Source organism: Prolinoborus fasciculus (genome assembly GCF_056724605.1).
This window is the reverse complement of record NZ_JBWZQN010000005.1, coordinates 11678-32012: the sequence shown is the minus strand read 5'-3', so window position 1 is coordinate 32012 and position 20335 is coordinate 11678. Positions and strand designations below refer to the sequence as shown.

The following is a 20335-nucleotide window of genomic DNA, read 5'->3' as shown; positions in this document are numbered from 1 at the left end:
CAAAGGGGTTTTGTTACTTTTGCCCCGTCAAAAGTAAAAGAAAATATCTTCTAACAACTAACTAAATAATCAGCTTAAAAAATCAAATTCAAACTTGACCTAAAAGTTAGCCATTTCCCCTCATTTTCAAACTGAAACAATAAATCCCATGTTAAACTATTCAATGGTTTTAGCAGGGACTCATCTATGCACTTTGTTCATCTTGGTATTCATACAGAATTTTCGATTACTGAATCCATCGTACGGATACCTGACCTGGTCAAAGCTGCCGAAAAAGAACAGATGCCTGCCCTTGCGCTCACGGATCTTTCTAACCTGCATGCTGCCGTCAAGTTCTATGGCAAATGTTTGGGCAAAGGAATCAAGCCGATTCTGGGTTCCGAAATTCGCCTGAATGATGCCGAACATCGCATGACCTTATTGGCCATGACCAATACCGGCTGGCGCAACCTGACTGAACTGGTATCTGAAGGCTTTATCAGTGGTCAGCAACTGGATATCCCCTGCGTTCAAAAACAATGGATTTTAAATCAGTCTGAGGACATGATTGCCCTGCTCGGCATGCATTCCGATGTCGGCAAAATGCTGATGAGTTCAAATCCGCAAAAAGCGGAACCGCTGCTAGAAGAATGGGTCGAAAAATTTGGCAATCGTGTTTATCTTGCCCTGACCCGCACCAATCGTCCGGATGAAGACAACTTCATTCTGGAAGCCGTGAAGCTGGCAAAAAAATACAATATCGGTGTGGTTGCACATAATGATGTGCACTTCATGACCCGTGACGATTATGAAGCGCATGAAGCGCGGGTATGTATTGCCGATGGTTACGTGCTCGGTGATAATCGCCGCCCTAAAACCTATTCACCTGAACAATATTTCAAATCTGCTGAAGAAATGACGGCGCTGTTCTCGGATATTCCCTCTGCGATTGAGAACACCTACCACATTGCCAAACGCTGTAATGTCACATTGCGACTGGGTCAATACTTTCTGCCGGATTATCCGATTCCTGAAGGTCATACCATTGATACTTTCTTTGCACACTTGTCCAAAGAAGGTCTGGAAGAACGTCTGAATTTCCTGTATCCGCCTGAACAACGTGATGAAGACTGGCCAGAGATTCGCAAGCCTTATGATGAGCGAATCGAATACGAGATTAATATCATTAACTCGATGGGATTTCCCGGCTACTTCCTGATCGTGATGGACTTCATTCAGTGGTCGAAAAGTAACGGCGTCCCGGTAGGTCCGGGCCGTGGTTCGGGTGCAGGCTCACTGGTCGCCTATAGCTTAAAAATTACCGATCTTGACCCGCTGCGTTATGAACTGCTGTTCGAACGTTTCCTGAACCCGGAACGTGTTTCGATGCCCGACTTCGACGTCGATTTCTGTATCGCAGGCCGTGACCGCGTGATTGACTATGTAGCACGTACCTATGGCCGTGATGCGGTCTCCCAGATTGCAACATTCGGCACTATGGCGGCCAAAGGTGCGATTCGTGATGTTGCGCGCGTTTTGGGTAAATCTTATGGCTTGGCGGATCGTATCTCGAAAATGATTCCGACCAAGCCTTTAGGTCTAAGCCTGCTTGAGTCACTAGAAGCTGAACCCCAGCTTAAAGATATCGTCACCAATCCATCCAATCCAGACCATGACGATGCAGCCGAAATCTGGGAAATGGCACTGAAACTGGAAGGTATTACCCGAAACACCGGTAAACACGCCGGTGGTGTGGTGATCTCGCCAACCAAAATTACCGATTTCTCTGCGGTCATGTGTGATGCCGATGGTACCGGACGCGTGGCACAGTTCGATAAAGACGATGTCGAATCTGCAGGTCTGGTGAAGTTTGACTTCTTGGGTTTGCGTAACCTGACGGTGATTGAAGATGCGGTTAAAAATATTAATAAACGCATCAAAGCGGATAAACCTTTAGATATTGCCTATATCCCGCTTGAGGATAAAGACGCATATCTGGTCTTTGCCAATGCTAACACCACCGCGGTATTCCAGTTTGAATCCGTGGGCATGAAAAAGATGCTGAAAGAGGCACGCCCGAGCAAGTTTGAAGAAATTATTGCTTTCGTGTCGCTGTACCGTCCAGGCCCGATGGATCTGATTCCTGACTTTATTCACCGGATGCATGGTGGTGATTTTGAATATTTGCATCCATTACTTGAAGGCGTACTAGAACCCACCTACGGGATTATGGTGTATCAGGAACAGGTCATGCAGGCTGCACAATACTGTGCTGGCTATACCCTCGGTGGCGCGGACTTGTTACGTCGGGCCATGGGTAAGAAAAAACCGGAAGAGATGGTCAAACAGCGCCAGATCTTTATTGAAGGTGCATCGAAAAAAGACATTGATGAAGCTACCGCCAACCATATCTTCGACTATATGGAAAAGTTCGCCGGCTATGGTTTTAACAAATCGCATGCGGCTGCCTATGCTTTGGTTGCTTACCAAACTGCATGGCTAAAAGCGCATTATCCGGCGGAATTCCTGTCTGCGGTATTGACCTCGGAGATGCAGAACACCGACAACGTGGTATTTCTGATTGATGACTGTCGCAAGAATAATCTGGAAGTTTTGCCGCCGTCAGTGAATATGTCGCTGTATCAATTCCATGCCACTGATGAGCAAACTATTGTCTATGGTCTGGGGGCAATCAAAGGCGTCGGTGAAGCGGCGATGCAATCGGTGATTGACTCACGTGCGCAAGAAGGTCCATTCCGTGACTTATTTGATTTCTGTCATCGTATTGACCTGAAAAAAATCAATAAGCGCACCCTGGAAGCACTGATTCGCTCAGGTGCACTGGATTGCTTAGGCATTGATCGTGCCGACCTGATGGCGCAACTGCCTGAAGCGGTTCAAGCTGCGGAACAGGCACGTTCCAACCGTGAAACCGGCATCATGGACTTGTTTGGCGAAGTGGAAGAAGTTCAGCGCAAGCCATCTAAACCCGTCAAACCTTGGGCGGATGAAGTTCGCCTGAAAGGTGAGAAAGACACACTTGGTCTGTATCTGACCGGCCACCCGATTGATGTGTATCGCAATGAGCTGAAAGCCTTTGTGCCTAGTCAGATCAATGAGCTAACGCCGACCCGCCGTGGTGTAACCACCGTGTTTGCAGGACTGGTGGTAGATATTGCCAACTTCCCGAACCGGATGATGATGACCCTAGATGATGGTACGGCACGGATTGAGATTTCAGCCAATCACGAACGCTTCAACCGCTTTAAAGAGATTATCCAGCTCGATAAAGTGGTGGTGATTGAAGGCGAAATCTATGAGCGTGAAGGCTTTGACCGTCCGATGGGACGCCTCACCAAGGCATTTAGCCTGAATGAAATTCGCCAGAAACGTGCCAATAGCATCAAGATCACCCTCACAGCCGAGCATTTCAGTAAGAGCTTGAGCCGTGACCTGCAGCAAATTCTGACTCCTTATTGCAATGTCGATATGTCCGCACATATTCCGGTGATTCTATATCTGGACTATCCGTATGCCACGACTGAACTGCATCTGGGTCTCAACTGGAAAGTCGCCCCACTGGATGAGCTCCTAGCCAAATTGCGTGATTATTTTGGTAAAGAAGCCTTGCATATTGAATACCAGGTCAAGTCCAAAGCTGCCAAAGCCGTGTTCTATGAACAGGCCAAGCCGGTGGATATTCCTCCGCCGCCTGCAGGCATGAGCATGGATGATGCACTGGAAATGTATCAGGCTGAATCCCAACCGCAATATTCATAAATCCTGATCTTTAAAACACCTTAAAATTGGAATCCTCATGAGTCAAATTGACAATGCTGCTGTTTCAGCACATCTCTCCCATGTGCGTATTGTCATGGTCAATACCACTTTACCTGCCAATATCGGCAGTGCCTTACGTGCCATGAAAACCATGGGCCTGTCCAAACTGGTTCTGGTGGCACCGAAAACCTATCCGCATCCGGATATTGATGCGCTGGCTGCGGGTGCAACTGACCTGATCGAGCAGATCGAGATTGTAGAAAGCCTGGAAGATGCCATTAAAGACTGTCAGATTGTATTCGGTACCAGCGCACGCAGCCGTACCATTCCCTGGCCGCTGTTAGATGTGCGTCCTGCCGCAGAAAAAGCCATGACCGCTGTTGTTCAAGAGCAGCAGGAAGTTGCGATTTTATTTGGCCGTGAAGACCGTGGTCTGACCAATGAAGAACTGGCGATGGCCAACTATCACCTGACTATTCCTGTGAATACTGATTATGGCGTACTGAATGTAGCTCAGGCGATTCAGGTGATCTGCTATGAGATGCGCATGGCGACGATGAGTCAAATTGAACAGCCACGTGATGCTAAAGCGACCATGCAAGTCATTGATGGCATTGAAATGGAATGGGATGAACCCTTGGTCAACCATGCCCAGATGGAACAATTCTATCCGCATTTGGAAAAAATGCTGGCAGAAATTGAATTTATGGATCCAAAAAATCCAAGATTATTGCCTTTACGCTTGCGTCGCCTCTTTGGACGTATACAATTAGATCGTATGGAATATCACTTACTTCGTGGTATTTTCAGCCGTGTTCAGGCATTGAACAACGGTACCTGGAAAAAATCTTCACACACATCATCACAGGACGAGGATCAAATCTAATGCTAAAACAGCTCAAAGAAGATATACAAGCTGTCTTTGCGCGCGATCCTGCAGCACGCAATACCTTAGAAGTCTTAACCACTTACCCTGGCATTCATGCGCTGATCATGCATCGCATGGCACATGAGCTATGGAATAAAGACTGTAAAGGAACTGCGCGTGCGTTGTCTTCGTTTAGCCGCTTTGCCACCGGCATTGAAATTCATCCCGGCGCAAAAATTGGCCGCCGTTTCTTTATCGATCACGGTATGGGTGTGGTCATTGGCGAAACTGCTGAAATTGGCGATGACGTGACGCTTTATCACGGCGTGACTTTGGGCGGAACGACCTGGAATAAGGGTAAACGTCATCCGACCCTAGAAGATGGCGTGGTGGTCGGTGCTGGTGCCAAGATTCTAGGGCCATTTACCGTGGGTAAAAATGCCAAAGTCGGTTCTAATGCGGTCGTCACCAAAGCGGTTCCTGAGAACGCCACAGCGGTGGGCAACCCGGCACGTTTTATCACTAAAGACAAACCCAAAGATGATGCTGAAGCCCGTCGTCGTGACTATGCCGAAAGTATCGGTTTCCAGCCCTATGCCGCGACTGAAGACCAGTCTGATCCGATTTTAGAAGGTATGCGGATTCTGCTGGATCGCATTCAGCAAAATGAAAAACGCATGAACAACTTGTGCAATCGTCTTTCTTTGTTAGATCCGACCTTTAACAAGCAGCAACAGGATGGCCAGCCTTTGAGCAAAAAAGAGTTGGAGATTCTGGAAGAAGCGCGCCGTGAATGTGAAGCGCAAACCAGCCAATCCAAAGCCTGAATATCACACTTCACTCTGTAACACGGGTTTACTTGCATGATCGTTATACTTTTCATAGACTGACGATCATGCAATTTTTGAATAGATGTTTTAAAAATAACAGAATGGATGACTATTATGACCTTTAAGCCCTTGGCACTTGCTTGCTTAGCATTCACAATTACTGCGTGTTCCACCACTCCTCAGAAATCTGCTGAGAAACCTGTGGACCAAGTGGTTTTTGTAGAGCCTGAACTGAGCCCACCATTTTATGCTTTAAATCCATTCAATTATAATGAACCGCCTGAATTTGAAGTGCATTTGAAAAAAGCTGCAGCGCAGCCTGTAACCAAGATGGTGGTGACGGATCCTAATGATCCATCCAAGCAACTGACCCTGGATGTGAATAAACTGATTATTCCAGTGGTAGATAGCAATACACGTGCAATGCGTTATGCAGCACTTGCCAATTCAAATGAAATCGATATCACCGAAATTGACGATTTCCTGCAAATGGTCGAAGGTAAGGCACGTCATTATCCACCACGTTTCAGCGATCGTCAGGAACGCCGTGGTTTTGAAGCCAAATTGCGTGAAGTCACCCGACAACTGGATACTTTAGCGGCCCGTCCAAATGCCTCTTTTGATGTGTTGATGCGTGCTTTTAAAGCCAGCGTGATGGCACGTAACCTGGATCTGGGTTCAGTTTATACCACCAATTCCCTGACCTATGCCCAGCGTATTCTCAAAATTAATCCAGAAGATCCTGAGGTCAACTTCTGGTTTGGTTTTGGTCTGTCTGAAGGCGGTGGTCAACGTGAAGCCATCGCTTATCTGGACAAAGCCATGAAAGCTGGCGTTCAGGAGGCTTATCTTTCTGCAGCCAATAACTATATTGCATTGGAACAGAAGAAAAATGCCACTCAAACCTTGGCGAACTATAAGGTGAAATATCCGCAAGAAGCTGAAGTGGCTGACCGCCTGATTCAGGAAATTGAGAAAAATGGCCGCTGGAATGTTTGGCAAATTCTGCAAAGCTCAACACCTGCTCCGGCTACAGACCCAGCAACAGCACCGGTGACCCCATAATCAAGATTCGCTTCAATTTGATTACAAATAGACTGCTACGGCGGTCTATTTTTATGGGAAAAAATTAGTAAAATACAAAACATTATCCCGCTTTATAACTTGAATTCAGTGAAAAGTTTTATGCACGAAAAAATAAATAAAAGATTAATGCTGTGCACTTTACTCATCACCAGCATACTCAGCGGCTGTCAGGTGGTCAGTGTTAAGGAACAGGCGATTAATGTCACGCTGAACAATGAGCGTGACAGTATCTTGACCCGCGACAAGCTTAGCGAAGCCAGTCTGAATGTGTTGTCCATGACAGGTCTTGAAGCTCAGATCTGTATTGATCAGCCCGAAGAATGTGTGGAAGATCTGAAAAGTATTCCCCAGATTTTAGATGAACAATTGCTTTCTACAGCAAGTGAATTATATCTAGCCAACTCCTTACAAAATGCCAAGTCTGCTGAATGTAACACCGGAATTTTAAACAAAACCCGATCACCGGAAAAACAGCAACAACACAAGCAGAACATCCAGAAATGTCTGGATCAGCAGCTCACTATGCTGGATAAAAGCATTCGTTATAGCTATGCCTATCTATTTAAAACCGAGCGTGCGCCGCAAGAGCGTATTTTTGATAACCGCCAGGTCCAGATTCGTGACTTTTATAACCTGGCAATTGCTCATCTGATTCAACGCTATGCTGAACGTTATGAAGCCAAACAGTCCGGCCAGCGCATTCAGGTCGGTGACAGTGTATACACCATTGATCTGGAAAATTTTCCGCAGCTGAAAAACCAGACCATTGAACAGCTGATGTCTACCTATAACATGAACTTTTCCGGCCTACGTTCCATCACCCGCCGTGATGGTTTTGGTTCAGAATTTTTAGTGGTTTTACCTGAAGCACAGCAAACCGAGCAGGATAAAAAATATATTGTCGATCCGCTCAAGCACAACTATCCAAATGGTAAAAATCCTAACATTCATTCAGCACGCTATCTGGCGACCACCATTACTGCTGTACCAAAATCCGCGAATTCGACTGAACAGATTTTATCTACTTCGGAGTTTCACCTGAAACTGTATGACCCTTATAAACATGAAAAGATCAAAGTAGCTTCGAAAGAATATGCGCTAGCCGCCAACTTTTCCGCACCTTACGGTTTATGGCTGGCCGAGAACAATCTGGGGCGTTTAGCCTATCTGACGCTGATTAATCGCGAAGACAGTCTGAGCATGCCGCACCTGTACATGCTGGAACCTTATAATCCGGACAAGAAAGTGCTGGTATTGATTCATGGCCTGGCCAGTAGTCCTGAAGCCTGGATTCGTCTGACCAACGACATTATGGGTGATCCGGTATTAAGAGAAAATTTCCAGGTCTGGCAGGTATTTTATTCTACTAATATGCCGATTCTGGAAAGCCGTTTTCAAATTAATGCACTGGTTCAGCAAGGCTTTGCCCAGGTCGCGAACAATGCACCAGCCAAAAAAGATGCGGTACTGGTCGGACATAGCATGGGAGGTGTGATTGCCCGTTTAATGGTCAGTCAGGCCGATATTACCCAAGATGCATTCAAGCTGGTACAAAATACCCGCATTGCACAATTTAAGGATAACCCGCTCTTTAAAGCACGCCTGCAAATGCGGCCTATTCCAAATTTCACTCGGGCCATTTTCTTAGCGACACCACATCGTGGGACAGAATATGCCGACCGCTGGCATACCAAACTGGCCCGTAAAATTATCCGTATACCGGGTGCATTTTTGGGTGCCTTTGCCGATACCCTGCAAGGCCAGATCGGGTTAAACGAGTTTGTCAAAGAACTGGGGCATGACCTGATTCAAAATGGCCCAAGCGATCTGAGTGAAAATTCAAAATTCACGGCGTTGACCCAGGATATTCAGCCTTCTAAAGATATCAAATTTCACTCGATTATCGGCAATACCGTAGATACGCAAGACACCAAGCTCATGAGCGATGATATCGTTTCATATGAGAGTGCTTACCTAAATGGTGCTGTATCTAGCAAAGTCATTAAGGGTGGCCACTCGATTCAGGAAACGCCTGAAGCCGTACTGGAATTACGCCGGATTCTCAGATTACATCTGACCGATCTTGGTCTTTATGATCCGGAATAAACTATCGTCTTGATTGAGACTTGCCACCGCATGTTCGCATCCGGTGGTTTATTTTTTAAAATTGCAAATAATGCTGAATAAGAAGCCATAGCGACAGATCTGAGCGCTGACTTAAAGATTCATCTGGAATTTCATTTCTTTCTAAAAATTAAATTTGATAGACTTGCTGCAATACAGCTTTAAAGCTGAATTGAATCAGCAGATTCATTTCACATTTTCGATCTCCTGTGCTCAACCATGTTGGATTGGCCTGATTGAAAATGTGCTTTAAATTTTCCTGCATAGCCTATTGAGCAGTATTTGCATTTATCTCTTGTTGAAAGGATTTATTTTTAATGACCAGTTCAGAAATTATGGCTGATCTTTCTACCTTAACGCCCATGATGCAGCAATACATGTCGGTGAAAATGCAGCATCCGCATTCTTTGATGTTTTATCGTATGGGTGATTTTTATGAACTGTTCTTTGAAGATGCACACAAGGCAGCCAAGATTTTAGGCATTACCCTGACCCATCGTGGTAAAGCCAATGGTCAGCCAATTCCTATGGCGGGCGTGCCTTATCATGCAGCCGAGGGCTATCTGGCACGTCTGGTCAAAAAAGGCGAAACCGTGGTGATCTGCGAGCAGATCGGCGAGGTTACTGGCAAAGGACCGGTTGAGCGTGGTGTAGTTCGAATTATTACGCCGGGCACACTGACCGATGATGCCATGCTCGGTGCACATCAGAGCTCGAATCTGGTGGCTTTATGTATTCAGCAGAATCAGATCGGCATTGCACTTCTTGATCTCAGCGCCGGCCTATTTAAAGTCCAGCAGCAGGATTATGATCTTAACCAGCTCATGATTGAACTGGCGCGTTTGATGCCAAGCGAAATTCTGCTGGATGAAAGTATCACTGATCCGACATTGACCGAACAACTCAAACAGCAACTGGATATCTCGGTCACCAAACGTCCCGATGTCGACTTCAACCTGAACAATGCGCAAAAAACCTTATGCGACCAGTTTGCTGTCAGCACGCTTTCAGGTTTCGGCATTGATCATTTACCTTTGGCTAAAGCAGCGGCTGCGGCACTGATTCACTATGCAAAAGAAACCCAGAAAACTGCGTTACCGCATATCCGCACGATTCAGCTAGAACAAAGTTCAGATTTTATTGCTTTGGATCCGGTGACACGCCGTAATCTTGAACTGATTGAGCCTTTATTTGAACATGGGACATCCTTATTTCAACTGATCAATGACTGTCAGACTGCTATGGGTGGACGCTTGCTCAGTCGCACCCTGATGCAACCTTTACGCGATACCGCGCTGCTGGATGAGCGCCTGGATGCCATTCAAGCCTTGCTGCAAGGTTTCCACGAAGCACCTGTACGTCTGGTGCTTAAAGAGATTAGCGATATTGAACGCGTGCTGAGCCGTATTGCGCTTGGCAGTGCCCGCCCACGTGATCTGGTACAACTGCGTCAGGCCTGTGCGCAAATTCCATTTTTACGTCATGCCCTGCAACCGATTGTGAGTCAGCAACAGTCCACGCTCTTGGTGCAGCTCAATGAAGAACTCGGCGACTTCCATGGTTTGCATCAACGCCTGATGTCAGCCATTGTAGAAAATCCACCCGTCCTGCTGCGTGATGGTAATGTCATTGCAGAAGGTTTTGACAGTGAACTGGATGAACTGCGTCAGATTCGTGATCATGCCAGCCAGTTCCTGATTGATCTGGAAATCAAAGAGCGTGAACAAAGCGGCATTCCGGGACTGAAAATCGGCTATAACCGTGTTAGTGGCTATTATATTGAGTTAACCCGAGCACAAGCCGAACAGGCACCCGAGCATTATATCCGCAGGCAAACCCTGAAAAATGCCGAACGCTACATCACGCCTGAACTGAAAGCATTTGAAGACAAAGTCTTATCTAGCGAATCGCGTGCCTTGGCCCGTGAAAAAATGCTGTTTGAAATGCTGCTGGATGAACTGCGTCAGGATATCGGCAGTTTACAGATGATGAGCAGCGCCATTGCCCAGATTGATCTGATTGCTAATTTTGCCCATCAGGCGCGTTTACGCAACTGGTCGCGTCCAAAATTTAGCCCTGAAATCGGTGTAAGTATCACTGCTGGACGACATCCAGTGGTAGAAGCCCTCAGTAAATCGGCCTTTACTCCGAACGATACGCGACTGGATTTTTCCCATCGCATGGCCATCATTACCGGCCCCAACATGGGTGGTAAATCCACCTTTATGCGCCAGACTGCATTGATCGTGTTGCTGGCTTATTGTGGTGCCTATGTTCCAGCGCAAGCTGCAACTTTAGGTCCGGTTGACCGTGTCTTTACCCGTATTGGTTCTGCCGATGATTTATCGACCGGCAAATCAACCTTTATGGTGGAAATGACCGAAACCTCGCAAATCCTGCATCATGCCACCAGCCAGTCTTTGGTACTCATGGATGAAGTTGGCCGTGGAACCAGTACCTATGATGGCTTGTCTTTGGCTTGGGCCTGTGTGCTGGATCTGACCAAACGCATTCAATGTTTATGTCTATTTGCTACCCATTATTTCGAACTGACTGAACTGGATAAGGAAAGTGGCATTAATAACTACCATGTCACGGCCAAAGAGCTGAATGGTAATCTGATTTTATTGCATAAGGTGCAACATGGCCCGGCCAGTCAAAGTCATGGCTTGCAAGTCGCGAAATTGGCAGGCATTCCGGCTGCGGTGATTAAAGAAGCGCAAAACCGCTTAAAGATTCTGGAAAAACAGCATCAGGCCAAGCCACTGAGCCCGCAGCATGATCTGTTTGCAATGCCTGAAGTTATGGAGCCTATAGAACGTATCATCGAAATTGAAAAAGAATCGCCTGCACTGGACTTACTCGAAGATATTGATGTAGATAGTTTAACTCCGCGTGAAGCCTTGCAGCAGTTATATGCGCTCAAAGACCTGATCAAACAGCCAAGTTAATTCTCGGTCCTAGACCTCATCTGGCATAGGGTCGATGTCCTGAACATACCGATGAATGCTGTAATTCATCGGTATGCGACCTTTTTTCAAATTTAACAGCCCTATATATAACAAATATCAATAAAAGGAATTGTTAGTTCCCCCTGTTTTTGCCTAAAATACAGCATTCGTAATTAGAACCATATTTTTTAGGTAGCTGTCGCCATGACCTTCGTTGTCACTGAAAATTGTATTAAATGTAAATATCAAGACTGTGTTGAAGTTTGCCCTGTAGACTGTTTCTATGAAGGTCCTAACTTCCTTGTGATTAACCCGGACGAATGTATCGACTGTGCGTTATGCGAACCTGAATGCCCGGCAAATGCAATTTTCTCTGAAGACGAATTACCAGAAGGTCAGGAAGTCTTTATTGAACTGAATGCTGACCTGTCACAAAAATGGCCAAATATCACACAAATTGGTGACCAGCCAGCAGACCGTGAAGAATGGAATGGCAAAGCAGACAAATTACAATACCTTGAAAAGTAATTAGTTTAAACTTTAAAAGATCAGCAAATGCTGATCTTTTTTATACTCAACGCACACATTTCATTGCAATATTCTCCAAATTTCTCCCTATATTTAGTCTAAAATAGCGCTATTTTGTAAATATCTGATTTCTATAAATGAAGAACTTGTTAAAGGGATTATTGAGTCTTTGTATAATTCCTCTTGTTTTTGTGGGCTGTACCACGACCACAAAACAACCTGGACAGGCCACCACACCTGCTGGAAAACGGATTTACATTCCACAAGAACGTGTTCAATACGATCGTAAAGCCCACCCAAAAACTGTGCCTTATGTGTATACCCACTGGGTATCGGCACTGGATAATTTGTCACGCGTGCGTGAATATGAGGTTTTTCTGGAACGTCATGGGGTTGGCAATATCATTCCGAGTTTCGAATTGATGCGTACTGCACGTGATTGGGCCAAGTGTGGCCGTTCCCAATACATGATTCCAAGCCGTGAATTATGGGCCAATCAGATCCCAACTTTAAAAGTCTTTAAATATCTGGTTGCAGCCAATGTACTGACTGATTTTGAAGTCACATCAGTCTATCGTGACCTGCCTTTGAACCAGTGTGCCGGTGGTGCCAATTCTTCACGCCATCTTTACAACTCTGCGATCGATTTCCGGATTGGGCCTGAATATCCTCAGGCACAAGATTATAGCTATATTGAAAATACCAAGTTCAAATTGTGTCAGTTCTGGGTCCAGCATGGTCAAAGCCTAAATATGGGACTCGGCATGTATGCTTCTGGCCAAATCCACATCGATACCCAAGGTTATCGTACTTGGGGACCGAGTTTAGGCCGTAATTCTTCGATGTGTAATTACTAAGTCATGACAACCGCTCTACAAAGTTCATCCAGGACTTTTTAGAGCCTAAAAAATCAGCACCTATAGAACAATAAATTGCGCTCTGCCGCGAAAAGTTTAAAATGCACGCATCGCAATCGAGGTGCTAAGACTATGCAACAAATGTGGACAGACATTGATCACTACATTGATTCACATTTAATTCCTGAAGACCCCATTCTGAATCAAACTCTTGAGAATACCGCAGCGCACGGTTTTCCTGATCATCTGGCTGTAGCACCAAATCAAGGCATGTTGTTGCAGATGCTAATCCAGATGAACCAGTGTAAACGTGTACTGGAACTCGGCACATTTGCAGCATATAGCACCATGTGGCTGGCACGTGCCTTGCCTGATGATGGCTATATCCTGACGATTGAAGGACGTGATACCCATGCGGCAATGGGTCAGGAAAATATTGATCGCGCGCAGCTTAAACAGACCGTCGAACTGAAATGCGGCCGTGCAGCAGATGTGCTTAAAGCCCTGCCTGAAGATACGGAAGCTTTCGATTTCATCTTTATTGATGCAGACAAACAGAGTTATCCGGAATATCTGGAACTCAGTTTAAACCTGTCGCACTCAGGTACACTTATTTTTCTGGACAATGTGATTCGTGCTGGCGAAATCATTAACCCGGACAATAATAAACCAAGTATTGAAGGCATTCGTGACATGTTTAAAGCGCTTCAAAATCATCCACGTATCTTGTCATGCACTGCTTTACAAACGGTTGGCAGCAAAGGACATGATGGTTTTGCACTCGCGATTGTGAAATAAAACAAGAAGAACAAAAATCACCCAATGACATATTTACCATAAATAACATTAACTTATAAATATTAACCACAGAGTTATCCACAATATATGAGGATAACTCTGGTCATTTTTAAATCAAGCTGTAACAATTTACGATTAGACTTCGCGCTTGGCTATTATATGCAATTCTCACTTCGCAACCAGTAAAGGCACTTTTGAATTCCGGAAAATCGTGGTCGCAATACTGCCCAAAAAGAACTGGTGAATTTTACTGTGACTAAATGCACCCAACACGATCAGCTGAATTCCGAGTTCCTGCTGATAGGTCAAAATATTTTCTGCGACATCGCCATAGCGGTATTGTGGCACCACATCTAAACCAGCCTGATTTAAATATTGCAAAGGCTCATTCAGAATCTCAGCATGATCACCGATATATAACAAATGGCATTGCAATAAGCGCAGCAGATCACTTTCCGCAATCCGTTTCATCATCTTGATACAGGTCGGTGAATATTCATAGGCGAAAATAAATCGTGTCGGCGGCTTAAACTGTTCTCCGACCGTCATCACGGTACAATTGGCCCCACGAATAAAATTTTCCACATTGGTACCGATCGGTTTGTTTTTTTCAGCCGAGCGTTCACCAAGCAATCCAATCACCGCGATATCATCAGGCTGCAGGATCTGGAAGCTTTGCTCCAGAAAATCACCCTTTTCCTGAATATGTGTGGTTTGAATACCGTGTTCTGCCAGAATCCGCTCGGAAATGTGTTGCAGCAGGTTATTGCTATAATCCAGCGCAATTTCACTTTGTTTTTGTTCAAGCTCAGCCAGTTCTTTCAGTAACATGGCATTACTTTCAAAGCCAATCACTCCGCTGATTTCCCCCAGATGATAACTGGCCGGGTAATAATCCAAAACCTGTAACAGGACCAGTTCACGGCCAGTCTGTTTGGCAATCCATGCCGCCGCGTCAGCCAGCGCGTTTATACATGGTGATGAGTCGATGCAGGCGATGACACGTTTCATGTTTAGCCTCTCTTCTATTTATGATAAAAATTTCTTAGTTATTTTTAACTTAGCATAAGCATTCAAAAATGTGCAGCGAAATCTGTAAGGCTTGACTTGAAATATGTTAACTTTTATGTGAACAAATATAGATCAATATATCGAACCATCTGCTGAGTCAGGCTGTTGCATCAAGCACTTGACTTCCAAAAGCTTATTCACGATAGCGAATGAATTGGGCCGGATTACCGGCGACAATCGCACGCTTCTCGACATCCTTGGTCACCATACTGTTCATTCCCACCACGGCCTGATCTGCGATTTTAATTCCGTCCTTGATACCGACATGCGCACCGAGCCACACATCCCGACCAATCTCGATGCCTTGCGAACGTACTGGCTGCTGATAAATCGGCTGCTCCAAATCCATGCCATGATCAAAGGCATAAAGATGACAATAAGCGGCGATACGCACCTGATCATGCAGTTTAATCCCCACCCGACCGCCATCCAGAATACAGTGATGATTAATCGCCACTTCATTACCAATGTCCAGAGGGCCATGCAAGGTGCAATCTGCGGCAATAAAGGTATTATCACCAATAATGATTTTGCGTCCCGGCTCCGCGAAAATATGTGCAAGAGGTGAAATAAAACAGTTTTCACCAATCTCGACGGTTTCCATCTCCATCAGATAAGCCTGATAGTCCTTTTGCCACGCTTCTGCCCAACCGCGATTTTTAGGCTTTAAGGACCAGTACAGCCAAGGCATATAATTCAGGCGATGTTTATGCTGCTCACGATATTTCAGTAATGGATCTACGTCAGTCATCTGTCGCTTCTTCTATGATTTTGAGCTGTTCCCGGCCACGGGTCACATCTTGAATTTTTAGGGCAAAAGGTTGAATTTGATGTAACTGAAATAAGGCTCTGACCTGTACTCCTTCAGCTGTATATTCTTCCTGATAGTCAATCTGTTGCTGGTTCAACTCATATTGAAAGATGGCCCACTCATTGAATTGACAGGAAAATTGCACCTTTTTCTTTTCAATCAGTTCAATTTTTTCTGCTAACAACAAACATTGTCCAGCACAGCCGCCATAGGCACGTACCAAGCCCCCTGTTCCCAGCTTGATCCCGCCATACCAGCGATTGACCAGCACCAGCACATTGGTCAGCTCATTGCCTTCAATGGTTGCCAGAATCGGGCGTCCTGCAGTACCTGAAGGTTCACCATCATCATTAAAGCGTACCTGATGGCCAATTTTCCAGGCCCAGCATTGATGGGTGGTACTTGGATCGCGATAAGCCTCCAGAAAATCTTTGACGTCCTGCTCATTTTCAACAGGTGTGGCAAAGGCCTGAAAGCGGCTTTTTTTGATGTCTTCCTCAAAACTGACCAGGCTGGCAATGGTAAATGGCATAACTTCAGGCTTTAAACTCTCACTGCTGCAGTATACCCGCTTTGCACAGACAAATAAAAAGCCTCTCCACGGAGAGGCCTGATTTTGATCGATTGTTTTACTCAATTGCTTGGCAAATATTACCGTTCACGCAAGGCTTCTTTGGCTTTATTAAATGGCTTGATCAGATAATCCATCACGGTTTTTGAACCAGTACGAATATCCACGGTGGCCACCATCCCTGGAGTAATATTGAACTCCTGCCCGGCATTATTGCTGAGCTTGTCGCTATCGGTACGGATATACACCCAATAATAAAATTGATCCTGCTTGACTTCATCACGCAAGGTATCCGGTGAAATCATGGTTACTTTACCGCTTAGCCCGCCATAAATTGAATAATCATAGGCGCTAATTTTGACCAGCGCTTCCTGATCAGGGCGAATAAAGGCAATATCACGCGGCGAAATTCGAGCTTCAACCAGTAATTTTTCATCTAGTGGCACGATGGTTATCAACTTGCCATTTTGTGGAATCACGCCGCCCAGCGTCATCACATCAATCTCTTTGACCACACCGCGAACCGGTGATTTAAAAACAGTTCGGCTCAAAGTATCCGACTTGCCACGTACCACCTGTTGCTGAGTTTCCACATCGGTATTGGCTTTGGACAGCTCTTGCCGCGCATTTACATAATATTGATTACGGATATCATTCATCTGATTACGCAGGTCATTGGCTTCACGTTTTAGACGCAACACTTCAACTTCACTGGCTGCCCCTTTGGCGACCAAGGGAGCGGTCATTTCCAGTTCTTGCTGCACCAGTAACAAAGCCTGTTCCAGGCCTGCAACAGATTCTTGCAAATTGGCTCGACGCGACTGATACAGGGCCGTTTCTTCTTTAACCAATTTGGGGTATTTCAACACTTCTTCAGGAAAGACCAACGGTGCGCCGGTGACTTCCGCACGTAAACGGGCTGAAGTGGCACGTGATGACACCAGCAAGGATTCTGATTCACCGACGTTGGATTCAAAGCGGGTCGGATCAAGCTGGGCCAATACTTGCCCACGCTCGACAATCTCACCTTCTTTGACATTAAGTTTAGTCAAAATACCGCCATCCAGAGACTGAATCACCTGCTCTTTGGATGATGGAATTATTTTTCCAGTACCGGTAGATACTTCTTCCAATTTGAATAACCAGGCCCAGCTCAGCAATACCAATAGGCCAATGCCGATAATCCAGATGATGATACTTGATTTCGGTAAGGGCGGCTCCTGAAAGCTGACCTTGCTGGAACGTTTTAGTTGTTGTAGTTCACTCATGCACTTGCTCCCACAACCCGCTTATTACCACCTTGCGACTGATTCAGGATCTGATCCCTTGGTCCATCCATCACAATCCTGCCATCATTGACCACCAGAATACGATCCACCAGTTCCAATACCGCACGGCGATGGGTCGCAACGATCATCGTACGATGGGTTAAATAACCTTTAAGATGATCAATCAACTGTTTTTCTGACACATCATCAATGGCAGCGGTCGGTTCATCCAGTAGCAAATTTTTTGGTTGACGGATCAATAACCGTGCCAATAACAAGGCTTGACGCTGCCCACCAGAAAAGCCGACACCACCCTCTAAAAGGATATGATCCAGTCCTTCTTTTTTCTCCTGTACAAATCCCAGTGCACCGGTAATTTGTAAGGCTTCCAGAATTTGCTGATCGGTGGCCAAAGGTGCACCCAAAGTCAGGTTTTCACGAATTGAACCATAAAATAACTGCGAGTTCTGATTTAGCAAACTCATATCACGCCGCACATCTGACGGATCAATCAGGGTCAGATCAATACCATCCAGCTTGACCTTGCCCTGTAACGGTGTCTGCATCCCAGACAAAAGCTGTAACAAGGTCGATTTTCCTGCACCATTACGGCCCAGAATCGCGATTTTCTCCCCCGGCTTGATTTCCAGCTTGGGAATCATCAAACTCGGTTTCGGATCATCATCGCCATATTTAAACACCACCCCGTTGAGCTCATAATGCCCATCCAGTGCCGGACGATGAATCAGGTGCGAATAATCCGGCTGATCCACTGGTTTTTTCATGAGTTCATCCAGACCAGCCTTGGCGACTTTAGCCTGTTGCAAGCGACCCAGTACACCCGTAATTTGTGAAATTGGTGCCAGCATGCGTGAAGATAGAATCGAACAGGCCACCAGTGCGCCTGTGGTCATGTCACCCTCCATCACCGCAAAGGCCCCGACTAAAACCACAATCGCAAAGGTCAGCCCCTGAATTTTTTGAGTCCAGGCGGTCATCAAGCCGACAATTTTACGTTGCTGTATGCTGACATCGGCTGATACTTCATTCATATGATTCCACTGATTCTGGAAACGCGTTTCAGCTCTTAACAGCTTGATGTCTTCAATTCCTTCTACAGCTTCTACCAGCAAGGCATTGCGGATGGCAGATTCGCGCATCCCCAACTGGGCCAGCTGTGCCAGTTTTTTCTGCGCCAGAATCCCTGGAAGAATCATTAAGGGCACAACGAGTAACATGACCCAGAACAGATTGCCACCGATCACCCAGAAGATGCCCAAGAACAGGAAGAAAAATGGCAGATCGGCAATGGCCGTAACTGTGGTTGAAGTCACCAGCTCGCGAATTTGTGAAATGAAGGTTCCTGTTGATTTGGAACGTTCATTGTTTTTAATCCGTAATGAATGACCAAACACCCGGTCAGAAATTTTTAAATCCGCACGTTTACCAATAATGTCTGACAGATAGATCCGCGAGACACGTAAAACAAACTCAAAAATCGCGGCGATCAGCACACCACCGGCCAACACCCATAACGTCGGAATGGACTGTGATGGAATGACACGGTCATAGACATTCATCGAGAAGACTATCGTGGCCAATGCTAGAATATTGGCAATTAAAGACGCAAACATCACATCGATATAACGCTTCCAGTCATTCAGGACAATTGACCAGAACCAGTTTTTCTCAAAGGGTTTGATATATTCATCCACCCGCGCATCTGGCACTGAAGATTCAGGACGCAGCACATAAAGATGCTTTATGCCAGTCTCTAAGTGTTCAACTGTAAAGCTTTGAGATAAACCTTCATCACCACTGAGCTGGATGCTGACATTGCCCTGTGTGTCGATGCGTTCGATCACGCCCACATCACCACTATCGAATTCAACCAGTAAAGGTAAACGCCATGAATTCAGCAGGCTGCGCTCAAATTTATTTTTACGGAGATTTAAACCCATCTGACGACTGACAATCTTGAGCATGTCATCGATGTCATGATGCTGATTCCAGTCCAGTTGCAGACGAATTCGCTCCTCAGAAGGCTCAATACGGTAATGCCGGGCAATATTTAAAACTGCCTGAAGCCAAGGTTGATAATTTATTATTGTAGTACTCATGGCTGAACTTCAAACCCCTGAATAGAAATGCTGTTAAGCGCGTAAATATCCCGTGTACGGCCCGTGACCTGAATGTACTGTACGATCGCCGAATAAATGTCATAGCGCGCCGCTTCAATTTCCTGCGCTGCACTATGAATGGCTTGCTCTGCATTCAGCAAATCCACTACGGTTCGGGTACCCAATTTATATTGTTCTTGATACAGCTCTTTGGTGCGTACCGTGGTTGCTCGGCGTTGGGATAAAACCCCCATTTGCTTTTGTTTATTTTCAATTTGCTCACGGATCAAGCGCACCTGATCCAGTACATCCAGATAGACCGTATTGACCTGTGCGCGTGCAGCTTCTTCGGCATAGCTTGCGGCACGAGTCTGTGAACGTGTTGCACCACCCTGATACAAATTACTGCTGGCTTCAATCATGACTGAATTATAGAAGCCATCATCTTCATTATTATTCGGATTCCGTCCATTCATCGCCTGACTTAGACTGCCTTTAACACTAATAGTCGGATAAGGACTTAATCGCGCCTGATCTTTTTGCAAACGGGCAATATTAACCCCGGCGTGTGCCAGAATCATGTTCGGAATCTGGGTAAATTCCGGATCTTGATAAAGATCGGCCTGTGCCACAATGCGCTCAGGAATATCCCATTCAATAGCTGATACATCAAATCCTAGCAAGGTACGCAAG

15 protein-coding genes are annotated in these 20335 nt (G+C 45.7%); 9 read left to right on the top strand and 6 right to left on the bottom strand.

Annotated elements, in window-relative coordinates; genetic code table 11:
* The first annotated feature begins 186 nt into the window (after positions 1-186).
* The 9 genes from dnaE to AC1P5O_RS01810 all read left to right on the top strand — a co-directional run bounded on the left by dnaE (position 187) and on the right by AC1P5O_RS01810 (position 13801).
* On the top strand, positions 187-3759 hold the full coding sequence (dnaE, locus tag AC1P5O_RS01850; RefSeq protein WP_005263087.1) for a DNA polymerase III subunit alpha: 3573 nt from the start codon (positions 187-189) through the stop codon (positions 3757-3759).
* Between the two features lie 37 nt (positions 3760-3796).
* Positions 3797-4645, top strand: a complete 849-nt coding sequence (locus AC1P5O_RS01845; protein WP_005263088.1) for an RNA methyltransferase — start codon at positions 3797-3799, stop codon at positions 4643-4645.
* Complete coding sequence (gene cysE, locus AC1P5O_RS01840; protein WP_499005552.1) at positions 4528-5454, top strand: serine O-acetyltransferase; 927 nt, start codon at positions 4528-4530, stop codon at positions 5452-5454. Before AC1P5O_RS01845 ends, cysE begins: the two co-directional genes overlap by 118 nt.
* A 117-nt stretch (positions 5455-5571) precedes the next feature.
* Complete coding sequence (locus tag AC1P5O_RS01835) at positions 5572-6522, top strand: ABUW_2363 family tetratricopeptide repeat lipoprotein (RefSeq protein ID WP_005263089.1); 951 nt, start codon at positions 5572-5574, stop codon at positions 6520-6522.
* 120 nt (positions 6523-6642) lie between these two features.
* A complete protein-coding gene (locus AC1P5O_RS01830; RefSeq protein WP_034436086.1) occupies positions 6643-8649 on the top strand; it encodes an esterase/lipase family protein in 2007 nt (668 codons plus the stop codon).
* A 335-nt stretch (positions 8650-8984) separates the two neighbouring features.
* Positions 8985-11618 (top strand): DNA mismatch repair protein MutS, encoded by a 2634-nt coding sequence (mutS, locus tag AC1P5O_RS01825; protein ID WP_005251491.1) that lies wholly within the window; start codon positions 8985-8987, stop codon positions 11616-11618.
* Between the two features lie 204 nt (positions 11619-11822).
* Positions 11823-12146 carry a ferredoxin FdxA gene (gene fdxA / locus AC1P5O_RS01820; protein WP_004279936.1) on the top strand — a complete coding sequence of 108 codons (324 nt, stop codon included), beginning with the start codon at positions 11823-11825 and terminating at the stop codon, positions 12144-12146.
* A 161-nt stretch (positions 12147-12307) separates the two neighbouring features.
* The gene (locus tag AC1P5O_RS01815; RefSeq protein ID WP_318270400.1) at positions 12308-13003 is read left to right on the top strand and encodes a D-Ala-D-Ala carboxypeptidase family metallohydrolase; all 696 of its coding nucleotides are present in this window, start codon (positions 12308-12310) and stop codon (positions 13001-13003) included.
* 132 nt (positions 13004-13135) lie between these two features.
* Complete coding sequence (locus tag AC1P5O_RS01810) at positions 13136-13801, top strand: O-methyltransferase (RefSeq protein WP_004729865.1); 666 nt, start codon at positions 13136-13138, stop codon at positions 13799-13801.
* 168 nt (positions 13802-13969) lie between these two features.
* Here AC1P5O_RS01810 and AC1P5O_RS01805 read toward each other — a convergent pair whose 3' ends face one another.
* The 6 genes from AC1P5O_RS01805 to AC1P5O_RS01780 form a co-directional block, all read right to left on the bottom strand.
* Positions 13970-14812, bottom strand: coding sequence for a universal stress protein (locus tag AC1P5O_RS01805; RefSeq protein WP_004279943.1), 843 nt, complete (start codon positions 14810-14812; stop codon positions 13970-13972).
* A 193-nt stretch (positions 14813-15005) separates the two neighbouring features.
* The gene (locus AC1P5O_RS01800) at positions 15006-15623 is read right to left on the bottom strand and encodes an acyltransferase (RefSeq protein WP_005263090.1); all 618 of its coding nucleotides are present in this window, start codon (positions 15621-15623) and stop codon (positions 15006-15008) included.
* Entirely contained in the window at positions 15616-16215 is a 600-nt protein-coding gene (locus tag AC1P5O_RS01795) for an IMPACT family protein (RefSeq protein ID WP_005263092.1), read from the bottom strand. Before AC1P5O_RS01795 ends, AC1P5O_RS01800 begins: the two co-directional genes overlap by 8 nt.
* Before the next feature lie 119 nt (positions 16216-16334).
* Positions 16335-17522, bottom strand: coding sequence for a beta-barrel domain-containing protein (locus AC1P5O_RS01790; RefSeq protein WP_005263094.1), 1188 nt, complete (start codon positions 17520-17522; stop codon positions 16335-16337).
* Positions 17519-19642, bottom strand: coding sequence for a type I secretion system permease/ATPase (locus tag AC1P5O_RS01785; protein WP_005263095.1), 2124 nt, complete (start codon positions 19640-19642; stop codon positions 17519-17521). The genes AC1P5O_RS01790 and AC1P5O_RS01785 overlap by 4 nt, the downstream gene beginning before the upstream one ends.
* Positions 19639-20334 carry a TolC family protein gene (locus AC1P5O_RS01780; RefSeq protein WP_005263096.1) on the bottom strand — a complete coding sequence of 232 codons (696 nt, stop codon included), beginning with the start codon at positions 20332-20334 and terminating at the stop codon, positions 19639-19641. The genes AC1P5O_RS01785 and AC1P5O_RS01780 overlap by 4 nt, the downstream gene beginning before the upstream one ends.
* Position 20335: the final 1 nt, after the last annotated feature.

Excerpts from the sequence above, each read along its gene's own strand:
- mutS (WP_005251491.1), top strand. The coding sequence starts at position 8,985 with ATGACCAGTTCAGAAATTATGGCTGATCTTTCTACCTTAACGCCCATG.
- AC1P5O_RS01835 (WP_005263089.1), top strand. The coding sequence starts at position 5,572 with ATGACCTTTAAGCCCTTGGCACTTGCTTGCTTAGCATTCACAATTACT.
- AC1P5O_RS01785 (WP_005263095.1), bottom strand. The coding sequence starts at position 19,642 with ATGAGTACTACAATAATAAATTATCAACCTTGGCTTCAGGCAGTTTTA.
- AC1P5O_RS01805 (WP_004279943.1), bottom strand. The coding sequence starts at position 14,812 with ATGAAACGTGTCATCGCCTGCATCGACTCATCACCATGTATAAACGCG.
- AC1P5O_RS01800 (WP_005263090.1), bottom strand. The coding sequence starts at position 15,623 with ATGACTGACGTAGATCCATTACTGAAATATCGTGAGCAGCATAAACAT.
- fdxA (WP_004279936.1), top strand. The coding sequence starts at position 11,823 with ATGACCTTCGTTGTCACTGAAAATTGTATTAAATGTAAATATCAAGAC.
- AC1P5O_RS01830 (WP_034436086.1), top strand. The coding sequence starts at position 6,643 with ATGCACGAAAAAATAAATAAAAGATTAATGCTGTGCACTTTACTCATC.
- AC1P5O_RS01810 (WP_004729865.1), top strand. The coding sequence starts at position 13,136 with ATGCAACAAATGTGGACAGACATTGATCACTACATTGATTCACATTTA.
- AC1P5O_RS01795 (WP_005263092.1), bottom strand. The coding sequence starts at position 16,215 with ATGCCATTTACCATTGCCAGCCTGGTCAGTTTTGAGGAAGACATCAAA.
- AC1P5O_RS01790 (WP_005263094.1), bottom strand. The coding sequence starts at position 17,522 with ATGAGTGAACTACAACAACTAAAACGTTCCAGCAAGGTCAGCTTTCAG.
- dnaE (WP_005263087.1), top strand. The coding sequence starts at position 187 with ATGCACTTTGTTCATCTTGGTATTCATACAGAATTTTCGATTACTGAA.
- AC1P5O_RS01845 (WP_005263088.1), top strand. The coding sequence starts at position 3,797 with ATGAGTCAAATTGACAATGCTGCTGTTTCAGCACATCTCTCCCATGTG.